We start from the raw sequence: 15,495 nt of genomic DNA on the forward strand, positions 1-15,495 counted from the left end.
ACGTACATTGGGGACACTGTGTCATGGATTTTTTGCATGAAATCTTGTATAAACTGATCGTTGATAATCCATTTTGTGTTCTTTTTTATGAAAATGGACTATTAGGTACTGAAGTCAGCTTTTATTTTACAAAAATATGTGCATCGCAATAACAAAGTCCTTTGCAGCTTGGGCAATCGACGTTATATGGCTCGAAATAGCGCGGCATATAAACGAATGGTTCGAATCCCTGCGTCGTAAACTGTCGCTCAGCTGCCCAGCGATTTGTATCAGATTGTACCCAGCCAACCGTTACAATTGTTTTTGCAATCGGCTGTGCTGCTTCAAGATAAGCACACACAAGATTAGTTCCAATCCCTTTTTTTCGTTCGTTCGGATGGACGACAAAATGACTTGTATAATAACTGATGCCTGTTGTGACCTGTTCCTTTAACAATTGCAGCTCTTCATGGAAATAAGGGAATTCCTTGTTGAAATCCTGTATTTCATAACCCGCAATATATCCGACAACTTCATTATGCTCATTAATGGATACATAACGAATGCCGCCAGCCTGATCGACGGTATTGGCCGTTTCCGGTTCAAATGGTAAAAAATCATTGAGCAATGCAGCGATTTGCACAGCATATTTCTTTTCATAGGGATAAATATTCATCGGTGGACCTCTGCTTTCTCATGTTCGAATTTTACTATTTTAACATAATGGAGAACGCTTTGTTATAACAATGAATGTTTCGACATGCTTGATTAATTTAGAGCAAAAAAAATCACTCAAAGTAAGCTGTTTTTATTTATTTTGTTAATGTCATTGAGTTCACTCTTAATGGGTAATTTTAATAATTGTTAAAAGGGAACATTTGTTCTATAATGTAGTTATGAGTGAGGTGTGATTAATGAAAGATCAATTAACAAAAGCAATGCGGCAACATCAGATTTTGGATATTATGTATATGGCCAAAGACCGGAAAATAACGAAGCGGCGAATTAAATTAATAAAAATCTCTGGTGACTATGCTCAAGCCTATTGTTTTACACGACTTGCAAAACGAAATTTTATTATAGATAATATTTTAGCAGTACATCCGGTAAATAAAAAAATACGATGGTTAGAGGCTTAATATCTAGGGGGTATTTTATCGAAAAAGGGAAAATCTTATCTTTTAAGTGATGATTGTGTGTAGTATTCTGACTATTTATGGTAGAATAAAGATAGGGAGGTGGTTAAAATTGATGCAGAAAGTTTCTAATAGAATGGAGGCAGAAAAAATCTTTGACACCAACGTGAAAAATAAACCACGATTGGGCAAATTAAAGAGCATGTATCTTATCAGAAAGGAAACCTTAAATAATGAGAAGTCAAAATGAATAAAACCCTCCACTGAATTGGTGGAGGGTTATTTTTTATTTGTGATCGGTTTAAGCAATGGGACCACTTATTTTTAGTTAAAATTATTCTATTGAGGTTTTTGTTGTTTTGCGATTGGATAAAAACCATCCAGCTAGTGCAATAGCGATTAACACTCCATAAAATATCAATTTCCACTCGAGGGAGTGGGCAAACTCATAAGAAATGACACCAACATCAGGATGACTTAAAGTTAATACTGCAAGCTTGACACCTACCCATCCCACTATTACAAATGCCGCAATTTCTAGTCCTGGTTTGGATTCAAGAAGTTTCACGAAAAAGTTTGCAGCAAACCTCATGATGATTAACCCGATTAATCCGCCTGCAAATATAACGAGGAACTTTCCGCCATCTAAGCCACCAATCTGCGGTAAATTTGTATTTGGAAGTGTCATTGCAAGAGCTACTGCTGCTAATATCGAATCAACCGCAAATGCAATATCTGCCAACTCGACTTTTATAACCGTACCCCAAAATCCAGATTTTTTCTGTTCTTTTTCCTTTTTTGGTCCTTTATTTTTAAAATAGAGTTTCCTGACAATGTGATTTATTGCTATAAATAATAGGTATAGGGCACCAATAGCCTGAACCTGCCATACATCTACTAGAAACGTTATAATAAATAAAGAAGCGAACCGGAAAATGAAAGCACCTGCAAGACCATAAAATAGTGCCTTTCGTCTTTCTTTTTCAGGTAAATGTTTAACCATAATTGCTAAGACTAGGGCATTGTCTGCTGCAAGCAAACCTTCTAAGCCAATTAACAATAATAATACCCAACCATACTCTAGTAATAAAGAGATATCCAATTACATTCCCCCTAACTTCACTAAATTAATGCTAACAAAAATTATATTCCCATTTACGTAGAGTATAACCTCTTTAAAATTAAATATGTCTCCATCAAAGCTTAGTAAATGTCCATTTTATGAATGCTGGAAATATGTTAGTTCACTATAAGGATTTTTAGGGAAAGGAATTTTCATATTTTAAAGGGGGAATAAAAAGGGTTATTATGAATAAAAACATGGATCATATAATACACATAGGCACATAGCCCATTGGCAGTCAATGAGCTATGTCCAGTTAATAATACGAAGTGAAGCATTATGTAATCCTTCTTTTATAAGGCGGCAATATCCGAATACTTATTAAGCAATTCATCCAATTCCTGACTGCAATTGACGACTTCCGGGTGAGTGAAACCTAAATCCCTTGCTTTTTTGTACATAATTTTTCTTTTTGTCTCAATTCTTAATTTTAGTACCTTTTTTAATAGTAAAAATTTCATCGATAAATTTCCTTTCAATAATAGTTGGTAGTTTTTAAACTTTTGTTAATATAAAATGACAACTGTTTAATCCTATCTTATTTTAAACAAGATAAATGTCGAAACATGTTAAAAATGGAAAATTCAATAATTTGTAAAAAACAAACTTTTTATTCAAAAAAATTTATCTTTTATATTGACAAGAAAAATAATATGTGAGTACTGGGTTGAATTATAAAGGCGAAGGTAGATGATTGAATATTTATAAGAAGTTGCAGGTACTTAAATTAGGGATATTTGAGATGAATTATAAAAGAGCATTGTTGTCTTTTTTAATTATCCATAATTGCAAGTGACCTTTAATAAAGTGTGATTAAAGGATTAATATTCTGAAAAATCAGAAAAAATATTGATTGTTTTAATTTTTTTTGTTACATTAATCCTAAAATAGGATTAAAAGGAGGGGAATTATGGGGGCAATCGATTGGTTAACGGTAATTGCATATTTTGTAGTAATGATTATTTTAGGTTTTTGGGTTGTCAAGCGTATTGATGGTTCAAAAGATTATTATGTAGCAGGTGGTAAGGTGCCGTGGTGGTTAGCGGGGATTTCTCATCACGTTTCTGGTTATAGTGGGGCTGTATTCGTAGCATATGCTGGTATCGCTTATTCATCTGGCTTCAATATTTATGTATGGTGGGCCATACCAATTACAATTGCAGTCTTCTCAGGGGCTTATATTATGGCACCGAGGTGGGCACGGTTAAGAAAAGTTTTGGATATTGAATCACCTACGGAATATTTATCAAGGCGTTATAATTTAGCAACTCAACAGCTTATTGCATGGTGTGGGATAGTACTAAAATTATTTGATGTTGGTGCAAAATGGGCTGCTATAGGTATCTTACTAAACGTATTTACAGGTGTTTCAATTTTTTATGGAATTATTTTTTCAGGGGTAGTTTCATTGATATATATTACAATTGGTGGTTTATGGGCAGATTTAGTAACTGACTTTGTGCAATTCCTAATTACATTGGTAGTATCTGTTGTTTTGTTCTTTATTGTATTCCTCGATTTTGGTGGATTTAGCTCATTCAGCAATGTATTTAATCAATTACCGGATTCACATAGTGATTTGTTTGTAGAACCTTATGGAATGGCTTATGTCTTTATTTATATGTTCATTGTGTTTTTAAGCTACAACGGAGGTACATGGAATTTGGCGACTCGTTATATTTCAGCGCCTAATGCTAACCAAGCAAAAAAATCTGCATTATTATCAGGTTCACTTTATTTAATTTTCCCATTGATAATATTTTTCCCTTTATGGGCTTCACCATTAATTATAGGGGAAATTCAAGATCCAACCAAATCATATGCACTTTTAGTTCAAGAATTACTACCTGCTGGAATGATTGGATTAGTAGTAGCTTCTCTATTTGCTGCGACAATGTCGATGACTTCATCAGATGCGAATACAATTTCTGCAGTTATCACAAAAGACGTCTTACCGACAATAAGTAAAAAATTCACTAATTTAGATCAAAAGAAAACATTAACGATAGGGCGAATTGTGACAGTAATCTTTACTCTGTTAACATTAATAGTAGCTGCTTTCTATGAAAACTTTGGAGGAGTTATAGGACTATTAATTACCTGGTTTGCAGCGTTAGTAGGACCAATTGCCATTCCAATGCTGCTGGGGTTATTTAAAGTGTTCAAACACTCGAATTCTACTGCAGCAATAGCATCAATTATTGTAGGATTAACTGCATTTACTTTTACAAAATTCACTTCTGGTTATCCATTGTATTTTACAACAGGCTTACCTGTATTCTGTTCGTTCATCGTATATGTAGGAATAGGCTTATTAAATAAAAATAATCCAGTATCAACAGAGGTTGAAACATTATTAGAAGGTATAAGTGATACATCAAAAGATAATGAGGTATAAGATATGCTTAAAAATGAAGTTATATTTTATAAAAAATTAATTGAGAATGATTTTTGGCCTTATTGGGAGCAATTTATTGATGAAAAATATGGTGGAATATTTACATGTATTTCTAACGATGGAAAAACTCTAATAAGCGAGGATAAATATACGTGGTCACAAGGCCGTTTCTTATGGCTTTGTGCCTCTTTATATGATTGTAGTAAAAAAAAGATATTAGATATAAATATCTCTAAATTAGAGGAAATATCGAACCAAACTACTGATTTTTTATTAAGACATGCTGTGATGGAAGATTATTCTATTGCCTTTTTATTATCTAAAGAGGGTATAGTTTATGAAAAATCGCAAAATGATAGTATATTTGCGGATTGTTTTTTTGTATTAGGGATGAGTAATTATGCTAAAGTTTTCCGGAAAAGAGAAGCATATCAGGTTGCAAAAAAAGTCTTCGAATCAATTGAATTAAGAATAATTGATAACCGCTTTAATACAGCACCTTATCCCATTCCAGACGGATTTGAAAGTCAGTCGATTTGGATGATTTTATTAAATGTGGCAAACGAATTAGCGTTATGTGCGGAAGAGTTTGAAGAAAAAAATGATTTTATAGAAAAAGCAAAAAAATATAGTGAGACTTTGCTAGATCGTTTTGTTAAAAATAATGGGCAAGTAATAGAATTTTTAAGTGAAAATAAAATTTTGCAGAATAGTTTGCTAGGAAGTCATATCAATCCAGGTCACACAATTGAAGCTATTTGGTTTCATACACATCTTTATGAACATTTAGGTGAACTGACACCTAAAATTATTGAAAAATTAGAAAAAATGTTTATTTTTAATTTTGACATAGGATGGGACAATGATTATGGAGGCTTGTTGCGTTTTGTATATCCTAATTCAGAAAAAATTCAATTTCCGATGGAACAATTAATAATAGATACCGCTACTACTAAACTATGGTGGCCACATTCTGAAACCCTATATACTTCACTGTTAATTTATGATTTAACAAAAAATAATATTTATTCTACCATTTATGAAAAAGTAAAAGCATATACTTTCGAGAAATTTCCTAATAGAGATGTTGGAGAATGGTATCAAATACTGGACCAGGCAGGTAGCCCGATAAACAAGGTAGTAGCATTACCAGTTAAAGATCCATTTCATATTTTACGGAATTTTATTTGTATAGTAAGGAGGTGGGGGTAATGTATCTTGCTTATTCCGAAGTGGATATAACACCTACGAATCCTATTCAATTGGGAGGATTTGCACATCGCAAAGGATATGCTAAAGAAGTACACCAGCCCTTATATTTGCGACTAATCGTATTAGGAGATGTTTGGTTGTTTACAGCAGATTTATTATGGTGGGATGATCAACTTGTATTGCAATGGAAGAAAAAGTTGGCTTTAAAAGGTATTAAAGTTCTTTTTCATGCTTCACATTCTCATTGTACGCCAAATACGCATACAGAATTATCAAGTATTCTCGGAAAGATAGATTTAGAATATATGAACTTTTTAGAGATAAGAATATTGGAATGTACACAATCTTTAAAGAGATTTACATGTAGTCACACTCAGATCTTAGAGAATATTGTGAACGTCAGTAGTTACCGTCGACGAAAAGATGGGAATTTAATAAAAATGGCACCGAATGAGGAACAGAAGATTGATAAAAAGGTAACGAGTATCATGCTCTGTAATGGAGATGTGCCAAAATTGTTATTTGTTCACTTTGCATGTCATCCCACTGTTTCAGATATGAACAAAATTAGTAGTGAATATTGTGGAACTGTTATTTCAGAGTTACAAAGATATTATCAAATCCCAGTTATATTTTTACAAGGATTCTGTGGTGATATACGACCGGAATTAGTGAAAGACGGAGAATATTATCGTGGAAATAAGAATGATATTGAAAATTTTGGTCAAAAAATTATTAAGGCGGTTAAGGATAGTAAAAAGGTTTTGAAAGAAAAACTATATACAGAACCTCTAATTAAAACAAAAGAGATAAACTTTGAATTATTTGAAACACAAATAATACCAATTCCCTGTACGAGATTTGAAAAGCATGAACTCCAATTTAGATCAAGTTTATTATCTATTTCACCGCAATGTTCCTTTATCTTTGCTAATGCTGAAATGAGTAATTTTTATCAAATGAATTTAAATAATATATATGGTGTAGGTTACACAGATGGCATGATTGGTTATATTGCTACGCAAAAACAAATAAATAATGGCGGTTACGAAGGGAAAGAATTTATTAAAGTATTTGGTAACCGTGGCACTTTTGATCCCTCAATTGAAATGAAAATCCACGATATTTGGAAAGGGTGGCTTAATTGAAACAAATCTATTCAAATTTATTACAAATAAATATATATGATACACGTCATCTAATGGGACATGCAGCTTGGAAAGCTATAGAAGATACGATAAATAAGTTATTATTTAAAAAAAACAATATTCGAATTATTTTTGCTGCTGCCCCTTCACAAAATGAAGTGTTAGCATTTCTTCAACATTCTCAAACTATTGATTGGTCAAAGATTACCTGTTTCCATATGGATGAGTACATTGGTTTACATATTGATCATCCAGCTTTGTTTTCTAACTTTTTGGATGAACATTTATTTAAAGCCATAAAACCAAGTGCATTTCATAAAATTAACTCTTTAAATACAATTCAAGATGAAATCAGTCGTTATGAAAAGTTATTAATGGAAGCCCCTATTGACATATGTATAATGGGAATTGGAGAAAATGGTCATATTGCCTTTAATGATCCACCTTATGCAAAGTTCGATGATCCACATTTTGTTAAAGAAATTCAATTAGATGATATTTCTCGTCAACAACAAGTAAATGATGGCTGTTTTAACTCAATCGAAGAGGTGCCAACCCATGCGATAACATTAACGATACCAGCACTTGTAAGCGCAGAAAAAATTTTTTGCATTGTACCTGGACCAACTAAAACAAAAGCATTATATCGATTAATGGATGAAGAAATTAATGAAAATATGCCGGCAACGATTTTAAGAAAGCATGAGAATAGTTTACTTTTCACGGATAAAAGTTGTTATCAAAGAGGGTGAGAACTTTGGAAATAAAAGCTACACATTATAAAACACAAAAGTCCTACCGATTTGTAATATCTGATTCAAAATTTTCGGAAATTGAAGAAATCGAGTATGACAAATCCCTTCCTATATTATCACCGGGGTTTATTGATCTTCAGATTAATGGATATAACGGTGTGGACTTCAATGATAATTTTAATTTTAATCAAGCTAATATCGTATTAGAAGAATTATTAAAATTGGGGATTCAGCAAATTTATCCTACGATTATTACAAATAAATTTAATAAATTGGTAGAGTTAGGGGAAAATATTTGTGAATGGGTCGATTCAAGCCCACTCGCTAAAAAAATGGTGAAAGGTATACATCTTGAAGGTCCGTATATTTCTACTAAAGATGGAGCTAAAGGTGCACATGCACTTGAATTTATTAAGGCACCGGATATTGAAGAGTTTAAGACCTTGCGTAATAACCTAAGACAATTAATTAAAATTGTTACTTTAAGTCCCGAATGGAAAGAAGCAATACCTTTTATTGAAGCATTGCATTCAGAAGTCACAATTGCAATAGGCCATACTACTGCCAATGGTAACGAAATCAATTTAGCAGTAGAAAAAGGTGCGCGTTTGTCTACACATCTGGGGAATGGTGCGGAAGCAATGCTCCCACGCCATCCTAATTATATTTGGAGTCAGTTAGCTAATGATGAGCTCTATGCATCTGTCATTGCAGATGGATTCCATCTAGATCAAAACATACTGAAAGTCATAAATCGTGCGAAAAACGGAAAGTTAATTTTAGTAAGTGATTCAGTGAGTTTGGCAGGTTTACCAGCGGGTAACTACGTTCAAGCTATTGGAGGTAATGTTACCTTAACTGAAGAAGGGAGACTATTTTTAACAGAGTCCCCCCAATATTTAGCTGGTTGTGCAAAAAACTTATGGCAATGTATGGTATATTTTTATGAACATATCGAGCCAAATATATTAAACGTAATAAGTTTGGTTACTACGAATATATATTCATTGATGCGAGAAAAAGATCCGATTTATGTAGGAAATAAAGCTGACTTTGTACTAATTGATCCATATACACTGGAAATAAAGGCATCCTATTTGATGGGAAAGGATTGGTGTTAAATGTCCTATAGTCTACAGTATTTAAAACATACACAACAATTAATGGGGAAGATTGTTGAAGAAGAAATGCAAGTGATTCGGCAAGCTGCAGAACTAATTGTCAACCAGATTAAAAATAATGAAATTGTTCATATTTATGGTCCAGGTGGTCACTCAAATATTGCTGCACAAGAAGTGTTTTTTAGAGCTGGTGGACTCATGCATATGAGTGCTATTTTAGATGAAGGGACGCTTCTAAGTTCGGGAGCTTTGCGATCAATGCAAATAGAACGAATTACAGGTTATGCACCTATTGTATTACAGGATTATCCTTTAAAAAAAGATGGCGTTTTAATTATAGTAAATGCGTATGGGATAAATGCAGCTACAATTGATAGTGCACTTTATGCAAAGGAATTGGGAATGAAGATCATCGGCATTTCATCAAAGACACATGCAGAACAAACGCCTTTAGACCATCCCGCACGTCATATTACGAAAAAAAACTTGAATGAACTAGTAGATGTTCATATTGATTCAAAAATTTTGCCTGGAGATGCGGTCATTTCAATAGATGGTGTTGCACAGCTTGTAGGCGCAGTTTCTAGTTTTGCTAATAATATTATTCTAAACTGTTTAACGATTGAAATTATCGACTTATTGAGTAGACAGGGCATTGAGCCCCCTATTTGGAAAAGCGGGAACATCACAGGTGGAGATGAGTGGAATGCTCAATTTATTAACCAATTTAAGCATCGCATAAAAAAATTATAGGACGGGGTATTATGGCAGGTGTCGGTGTTTTACGTATCGCTAATAAGAAATTAATCATTAAATTAATTCGGGAACATCCAAATATTTCAAGGAAAGATTTAGCGAAGATCTTAAATGTAAGTAAAAATACAGTATCTTTAGCTGTTGAAGAACTAATAAATGAAAAAATTATTGAAGAAAAAAGTGTTTCTGTAGAAGAAAAAGGTCGTGGTAGACCAAAAGTAGCATTAGATATACAAGTTGATAATTTAAAAATTATGAGTGTAAATTTAAAAAAAGAAGAAGTTCATATTTGTATTTATAATTATCGTACTAGCATAATATATGAACAAAAATTCCCATACGAAGGTAATATGGAAGAATTTGCAAATGTATTGTTGGATCTAGAGAGTAGCTTTGGAGAGTTTATTGGGATTACGGTGATCATACCTGGAATTGTCGACAGTATAAAAGGTAAGGTAGTTTATTCTGAAAAGTTAATGTGGAAGGAAATTGACTTAGTCTTTTTCTTGAAAAAATATTTAAAGTCACCACTTTATATACAAAATAACGTAAAATGCACAGCTATTTATCAAGCTTGGAAAAATAATAACAGTGAAACAATTTATTATCTAAAGGTTGATCAAGGAATAGGTAGTGCTCTTATCGTAAATGGTGAAATTTGGGAAGGTGCATTTAACGTTGCAGGGGAAATTTCACATATAAGGTTAGAGAATGGTCAGACATTGGAGGAGATTTGTAATACAAATAATCTTGAAAATAAATCCGTTGAGCAAAGAAAAAAATTTATTAAAAATGTAGCGGCCAATATTGCTCAAGTATTAAAACATACAATAGTTTTAATAAATCCCAATCGGATTATTATTGAATCCAAATATTGTGAAGAAAATGTATTCCAGACAGAAATATGGAATACTTTAAATCAGCAACTATTAGATGAGATCTTAAAAGATTTATCTATAAATTTTAATACCAACATTACACCGCCTTTATTAGGTGGAGCTATTTTAACAATTTTTGAATATGAAAAGATTGAAGGCGTAACAACGTAATTATTAACATAATTCAAAATGGAAAAGTGGTCTACACTAAATTAAACATTATTACAGGCAGCTACTAATAATTTAAGTTCTAGAGAAGTGTGGATCAGATGTGGGAGAAAAATTTAGGTAGAAGGATTCGATTAAGGAATGAATTAACTTAAAGAACTCTTCGTTATTATAATTCGAAATATTTACGTTAAGAAAATTCGCAAATCCCAGAAATCCAATTTTTGTACAACTGCTAATAACCTTGATATAATGAGCGTTGTGAATACATATAAACAGAAAGAGGTTATGAAAAATGACAAATGCTTATGATGAATACATGCGTCAGGTAACACAGCCAATGCGTACGGAACTTGAAAGCGCAGGCTTTACACAATTAACAACGGCAGATAGCGTCCATGAATTTATGGCTGAAACAAAAGGGACAGCTTTAGTTGTAATCAATTCTGTTTGCGGTTGTGCTGCAGGTTTGGCACGTCCGGCTGCCCGTGAAGCAGTTGCAGATGTGAAACCAGATCAGCTAGTAACCGTATTTGCCGGTCAAGATCCTGAAGCTACTGCAGCAATGCGCGGATACTTTGATGAAGTTCCGCCAAGCTCACCATCAATGGCAGTTTTAAAAGATGGTCAATTAGCTTATTTCATTCCACGTGATCAAATCGAAGGTCATCCAATGGAACAAATTCGTGATCATTTATCAGATGTGTTAAAACAAGTATGTGCCGAGTAACAATTGTCACTACTGCAGGTAGACCGGACGAGCAATCACTTCAATTAGCTGAATTCGCAAGTCAGGTGCTGCAGGCAAAAATTATTCCGCGCCAAAAACGTTCGGTTCGTAAGCTTTCCGAAGTGTACGATGCTAATGTCGTTGTTGCGGGAAAAAACCGTTTCGAATACTATGCGAAAGGTGCTGAGGCGCCTTTCTTTTTTCATCCAAACTCTGCCGCTTTTCGTTTGAAGCGTGTGGCTCGCGGTGAAGATGATCCATTGCTTACTGCTTGTGCACTTCGAAAAGGGGATACGTTTTTGGATTGCACTCTTGGCATCGGGGCCGATAGTTTATTGGCGACCTTTGCAGTTGGCGAGAAAGGGAAAGTAACTGGTTTGGAAGCGGACCAAAATGTCGCATTTATTGTGAAAACTGGGATGCAAAATTATGACACGACAGAACTTCCGTTAACTGCATGCATGCGAAATATCCAAGTTGTTCATACTACTGCTCTAGAGTATTTAAAGAATCAAGAAGATGACAGCTTTGATGTTGTCTACATGGACCCGATGTTCGAGGAAATCATTGAAGAATCGACAAATTTTGAAGCGTTGCGTTATGCCGGAAAGCACTTAACGTTAACTGATGAATGGGTGGCTGAAGCAAAGCGTGTTGCGAAAAGCCGGGTGGTGTTAAAGGCCCATTATAAATCGGGCTGGTTTGAAAAGTACCAGTTTCAGCGTGATGTGCGGTTAACAGCCAAGTTTCATTATGGTGTGTACGAAATAAAATAGCGTTGAAGTTCTTTTTACAAGGACTTCAGCGTTTTTCTTAACGCTTTACATACCCCTTATAGGTATGGTAATGTAAAATTAAGTAAGGGGGATTGATTGAATGATTCATGAAAATGATGGATTATTGGAAACTCATGAAGTGAGCTGTCGTAAAAGTCATCATCCTGAACCGATAAAAAAAGATTTAACGACAAGATTAAATCGAATCGAAGGGCAAATTCGCGGAATCAAAGGCATGATTGATAAAGATGTGTATTGTGATGATGTGATTACACAATTATCCGCAACGCAATCGGCATTAAATAGTGTCGCGAAGATCTTGCTGGAAGGTCATTTAAAAGGCTGTGTCGTGGATCGTCTAAATGAAGGCGATACTGAAGTATTGGACGAGCTTGTCGTAACTATTCAAAAAATGATGAAAAAATAAGGAGTGTTCGAGTATGGTAAATGTAACGTTAAATGTGAATGGTATGTCTTGCGGTCATTGTGTGAAATCTGTAGAAACTAGTGTTGGCGCTTTAACTGGTGTACAGGAAGTAAAAGTGGATCTTGCTGAGAAAAAAGTATCGGTTGCATATAACGAAGATGCCGTTACTGTTGAGCAGATCAAAGAAACAATTGATGAACAAGGTTATGACGTTGTTGAATGATTGAGGTTTACAAATGATTTAGGTTCTCTAATTTAGAGAACCTCTCTTTTTACAAAATTCTATACCCCCTTGAGGTATAAAGAGGTGAGAACATGACTAAAGAACTGACATTGCAAGTAACAGGTATGACGTGTGCGGCATGTTCGGCAAGAATTGAAAAAGGCCTGAACAAGATGGAAGGGGTCGAATCGGCGAATGTCAATTTAGCGGTTGAAAAAGCAGCGATTCAATATGATGAAACGGTCATCAAAGCTCAGGATATTGAGCAAAAGATCCAAGCGCTCGGTTATGATGTCGTAAAAGAGAAAGTCGACTTTACAATCGATGGAATGACGTGTGCGGCGTGTTCGGCAAGAATCGAAAAGGTACTCGGGAAAATGGACGGGATTGCTTCGGCGAATGTGAACTTGGCATTGGAAAAAGCGACGATAGAATTTAATCCGTCTCAAGTATCGATGTCCGATATTATTGCACGGATTGAAAAGATCGGTTATGGAGCACAGCCAGTCGTTGAGGGCGATCCGGTTGATCATAGGGAAAAGGCGATCCAACGGCAAACAATTAAATTTACCGCGGCGGCCATTTTATCATTGCCTTTGTTATGGACGATGGTTGCACATTTTTCGTTTACGAGTTTTTTATACGTGCCTGATATACTCATGAATCCTTGGGTACAGCTCGCATTAGCAACACCCGTTCAATTTATTATTGGGTGGCAGTTTTACGTAGGTGCATACAAATCATTACGCAGCGGTGCGGCAAACATGGATGTGCTCGTTGTGATGGGAACGAGTGCGGCCTATTTTTACAGTATTTATCAAATGCTCGCACATCCGAGCGGTCATATGCCACACTTGTATTTTGAAACGAGCGCGGTGCTGATTACGTTGATTTTATTAGGGAAACTGTTTGAAGCACGTGCAAAAGGCAAGTCTTCGCAGGCGATCAAACAATTGATGGGCATGCAGGCGAAATCAGCGCTTGTGATCCGTGATGGCGTTGAACAGGCGGTACCACTTGAAGAAGTGCGCATCAATGATATTGTCCGCGTCAAGCCGGGTGAAAAGATTCCAGTCGATGGGGAAGTCGTTTCCGGAACTTCTGCGGTGGATGAATCGATGCTGACAGGCGAAAGTCTGCCGGTAGAAAAAAATATAGGCGATTTCGTTTATGGTGCAACACTGAATAAAAATGGTGCACTGGAAATGAAGGCATTAAAGGTTGGCAGTGAAACAGCATTGTCGCAAATCATTAAAATCGTCGAGTCGGCACAAGGTTCCAAAGCACCGATTCAGCGTCTTGCCGATAAGATTTCTAATATATTTGTACCGATAGTAGTAGGAATTGCCGTTGTGACGTTCATGTTGTGGTGGCTGATCGGAGGAGAATTCATTCAGGCATTTGAGGCAACAATTGCAGTACTTGTCATCGCATGCCCATGTGCGCTTGGCTTGGCGACACCAACATCGATTATGGCGGGTTCAGGACGTGCGGCACAGTTTGGTATTTTATTTAAAGGCGGGGAACACCTTGAACAGACTGGTTTTGTCGATACTGTCGTTGTCGATAAAACAGGGACGGTTACAAACGGGAAACCGGTTTTGACAGATGTTGTATTGTTCAGTGATTTAGAAGAAAATAATGTCCTGCGCATTGTTGCTTCTGCAGAAAAACAGTCTGAGCACCCATTGGCAGAAGCAATTGTTGAAGGTGTATTAGAGCGCGGGATTAAGCTTTCGGCTGTTTCAAGCTTCCAGGCACTACCAGGGCTTGGTATTGAAGCACAAGTGGATAATGTAGAAGTAGCTGTAGGTACGAGAAAACTGATGCGGGATCGACAAATTAGTATTGAAGAACCGATCGAACAGCAATTGATTTCATTGGAACAGCAAGGGAAAACGGCGATGCTAGTAGCAATTAACAACCAATTCGCTGCAATTATTGCCGTTGCAGATACGGTAAAAGAAACATCTGCTGAAGCGGTAAGACGTCTGCATGCACTTGGTCTGAAAGTGATTATGCTTACAGGTGATAATGAACGAACGGCAAAAGCGATTGCAGCAGAAGTGGGTATTGATGAAGTCATTGCTGAAGTGCTGCCGGAACAAAAGGCACAGCAAATTGAAAACTTGAAACAACAGGGACGAAATGTTGCGATGGTTGGTGACGGGATCAATGACGCACCGGCCCTTGCGGTAGCTGATATTGGGATGGCAATCGGCACTGGAACGGATGTTGCGATGGAGGCGGCTGATATTACATTGATTCGCGGAGATTTGAACAGTATTGCCGATGCGATTTTAATGAGCCGTAAAACGATGACGAATATTAAACAAAACCTGTTTTGGGCGTTTGCCTACAATGTCATCGGTATTCCGATCGCTGCACTCGGTTTCCTCGCACCTTGGGTAGCAGGCGCAGCAATGGCATTCAGTTCCGTTTCGGTTGTGTTGAATGCATTGAGACTGCAGCGTATAAAATTGTAAAAATACCGACTTCCTGAATAAAGAAGGCTATTCATTCATAAAAGGACTAAGAAGATTTACAGGATAATTGAGGGAATGACGATCCATTTTGAAGTTTAAATTTAATAAGAATATACCAACATAAATACACAGTATAGGTTTTGAAAATAATTATAGTGGAAACTTACAATCGAAGTGTA

At 35.6% G+C, this 15,495-nt stretch carries 16 protein-coding genes; 13 read left to right on the plus strand and 3 right to left on the minus strand.

The genetic code is table 11. The features are described 5' to 3' along the window. Nucleotides 1-121 precede the first annotated feature (121 nt). The gene (locus tag MHB58_RS08000) at nucleotides 122-655 is read right to left on the minus strand and encodes a GNAT family N-acetyltransferase (protein ID WP_340734981.1); all 534 of its coding nucleotides are present in this window, start codon (nucleotides 653-655) and stop codon (nucleotides 122-124) included. Between the two features lie 238 nt (nucleotides 656-893). Between MHB58_RS08000 and MHB58_RS08005 the strand changes: the two genes are divergently transcribed. Continuing rightward, nucleotides 894-1,118, plus strand: coding sequence for a transcriptional regulator (locus MHB58_RS08005; RefSeq protein ID WP_340734982.1), 225 nt, complete (start codon nucleotides 894-896; stop codon nucleotides 1,116-1,118). Between the two features lie 331 nt (nucleotides 1,119-1,449). Here the strand turns inward: MHB58_RS08005 and MHB58_RS08010 are convergent, their stop codons facing one another. Beyond that, the gene (locus MHB58_RS08010) at nucleotides 1,450-2,217 is read right to left on the minus strand and encodes a TerC family protein (RefSeq protein WP_065216209.1); all 768 of its coding nucleotides are present in this window, start codon (nucleotides 2,215-2,217) and stop codon (nucleotides 1,450-1,452) included. 314 nt (nucleotides 2,218-2,531) lie between these two features. Continuing rightward, a complete protein-coding gene (locus tag MHB58_RS08015; protein WP_087617627.1) occupies nucleotides 2,532-2,699 on the minus strand; it encodes an aspartyl-phosphate phosphatase Spo0E family protein in 168 nt (55 codons plus the stop codon). Nucleotides 2,700-3,148: 449 nt separating this feature from the next. Between MHB58_RS08015 and MHB58_RS08020 the strand changes: the two genes are divergently transcribed. The 12 genes from MHB58_RS08020 (at nucleotide 3,149) to MHB58_RS08075 (ending at nucleotide 15,316) form a co-directional block, all read left to right on the plus strand. After that, on the plus strand, nucleotides 3,149-4,636 hold the full coding sequence (locus tag MHB58_RS08020; RefSeq protein ID WP_340734983.1) for a sodium:solute symporter family protein: 1,488 nt from the start codon (nucleotides 3,149-3,151) through the stop codon (nucleotides 4,634-4,636). A gap of 3 nt (nucleotides 4,637-4,639) precedes the next feature. Then, nucleotides 4,640-5,848: an AGE family epimerase/isomerase gene (locus tag MHB58_RS08025; protein WP_340734984.1), complete on the plus strand. Its 1,209-nt coding sequence runs from the start codon at nucleotides 4,640-4,642 to the stop codon at nucleotides 5,846-5,848. After that, nucleotides 5,848-6,996: a hypothetical protein gene (locus MHB58_RS08030; protein WP_340734985.1), complete on the plus strand. Its 1,149-nt coding sequence runs from the start codon at nucleotides 5,848-5,850 to the stop codon at nucleotides 6,994-6,996. Before MHB58_RS08025 ends, MHB58_RS08030 begins: the two co-directional genes overlap by 1 nt. Further along, complete coding sequence (locus MHB58_RS08035) at nucleotides 6,993-7,748, plus strand: 6-phosphogluconolactonase (RefSeq protein WP_340734986.1); 756 nt, start codon at nucleotides 6,993-6,995, stop codon at nucleotides 7,746-7,748. Before MHB58_RS08030 ends, MHB58_RS08035 begins: the two co-directional genes overlap by 4 nt. A 5-nt stretch (nucleotides 7,749-7,753) precedes the next feature. Further along, nucleotides 7,754-8,872, plus strand: a complete 1,119-nt coding sequence (locus MHB58_RS08040; RefSeq protein ID WP_340734987.1) for an N-acetylglucosamine-6-phosphate deacetylase — start codon at nucleotides 7,754-7,756, stop codon at nucleotides 8,870-8,872. After that, complete coding sequence (locus MHB58_RS08045) at nucleotides 8,873-9,625, plus strand: SIS domain-containing protein (protein ID WP_340734988.1); 753 nt, start codon at nucleotides 8,873-8,875, stop codon at nucleotides 9,623-9,625. An 11-nt stretch (nucleotides 9,626-9,636) separates the two neighbouring features. After that, nucleotides 9,637-10,677, plus strand: coding sequence for an ROK family transcriptional regulator (locus tag MHB58_RS08050; RefSeq protein WP_340734989.1), 1,041 nt, complete (start codon nucleotides 9,637-9,639; stop codon nucleotides 10,675-10,677). Nucleotides 10,678-10,969: 292 nt separating this feature from the next. Next, entirely contained in the window at nucleotides 10,970-11,404 is a 435-nt protein-coding gene (locus MHB58_RS08055; protein WP_008406646.1) for a BrxA/BrxB family bacilliredoxin, read from the plus strand. After that, on the plus strand, nucleotides 11,392-12,180 hold the full coding sequence (locus MHB58_RS08060; protein ID WP_340734990.1) for a class I SAM-dependent methyltransferase: 789 nt from the start codon (nucleotides 11,392-11,394) through the stop codon (nucleotides 12,178-12,180). The genes MHB58_RS08055 and MHB58_RS08060 overlap by 13 nt, the downstream gene beginning before the upstream one ends. 100 nt (nucleotides 12,181-12,280) lie before the next feature. Continuing rightward, nucleotides 12,281-12,607: a metal-sensitive transcriptional regulator gene (locus MHB58_RS08065; RefSeq protein ID WP_008406650.1), complete on the plus strand. Its 327-nt coding sequence runs from the start codon at nucleotides 12,281-12,283 to the stop codon at nucleotides 12,605-12,607. Nucleotides 12,608-12,620: 13 nt separating this feature from the next. Further along, nucleotides 12,621-12,830, plus strand: coding sequence for a copper chaperone CopZ (copZ, locus tag MHB58_RS08070; RefSeq protein WP_340734991.1), 210 nt, complete (start codon nucleotides 12,621-12,623; stop codon nucleotides 12,828-12,830). A gap of 92 nt (nucleotides 12,831-12,922) precedes the next feature. Next, nucleotides 12,923-15,316, plus strand: a complete 2,394-nt coding sequence (locus MHB58_RS08075) for a heavy metal translocating P-type ATPase (protein ID WP_340734992.1) — start codon at nucleotides 12,923-12,925, stop codon at nucleotides 15,314-15,316. Nucleotides 15,317-15,495: the final 179 nt, after the last annotated feature.

The sequence above is a fragment of the Solibacillus sp. FSL K6-1554 genome, assembly GCF_038005185.1.
Lineage (GTDB): Bacteria > Bacillota > Bacilli > Bacillales_A > Planococcaceae > Solibacillus > Solibacillus silvestris.

Coding starts and splice junctions, on each gene's coding strand:
- MHB58_RS08000 (WP_340734981.1), bottom strand. CDS start 655: ATGAATATTTATCCCTATGAAAAGAAATATGCTGTGCAAATCGCTGCA.
- MHB58_RS08005 (WP_340734982.1), top strand. CDS start 894: ATGAAAGATCAATTAACAAAAGCAATGCGGCAACATCAGATTTTGGAT.
- MHB58_RS08015 (WP_087617627.1), bottom strand. CDS start 2,699: ATGAAATTTTTACTATTAAAAAAGGTACTAAAATTAAGAATTGAGACA.
- MHB58_RS08020 (WP_340734983.1), top strand. CDS start 3,149: ATGGGGGCAATCGATTGGTTAACGGTAATTGCATATTTTGTAGTAATG.
- MHB58_RS08025 (WP_340734984.1), top strand. CDS start 4,640: ATGCTTAAAAATGAAGTTATATTTTATAAAAAATTAATTGAGAATGAT.
- MHB58_RS08030 (WP_340734985.1), top strand. CDS start 5,848: ATGTATCTTGCTTATTCCGAAGTGGATATAACACCTACGAATCCTATT.
- MHB58_RS08045 (WP_340734988.1), top strand. CDS start 8,873: ATGTCCTATAGTCTACAGTATTTAAAACATACACAACAATTAATGGGG.
- MHB58_RS08050 (WP_340734989.1), top strand. CDS start 9,637: ATGGCAGGTGTCGGTGTTTTACGTATCGCTAATAAGAAATTAATCATT.
- MHB58_RS08055 (WP_008406646.1), top strand. CDS start 10,970: ATGACAAATGCTTATGATGAATACATGCGTCAGGTAACACAGCCAATG.
- MHB58_RS08060 (WP_340734990.1), top strand. CDS start 11,392: ATGTGCCGAGTAACAATTGTCACTACTGCAGGTAGACCGGACGAGCAA.
- MHB58_RS08065 (WP_008406650.1), top strand. CDS start 12,281: ATGATTCATGAAAATGATGGATTATTGGAAACTCATGAAGTGAGCTGT.
- copZ (WP_340734991.1), top strand. CDS start 12,621: ATGGTAAATGTAACGTTAAATGTGAATGGTATGTCTTGCGGTCATTGT.
- MHB58_RS08075 (WP_340734992.1), top strand. CDS start 12,923: ATGACTAAAGAACTGACATTGCAAGTAACAGGTATGACGTGTGCGGCA.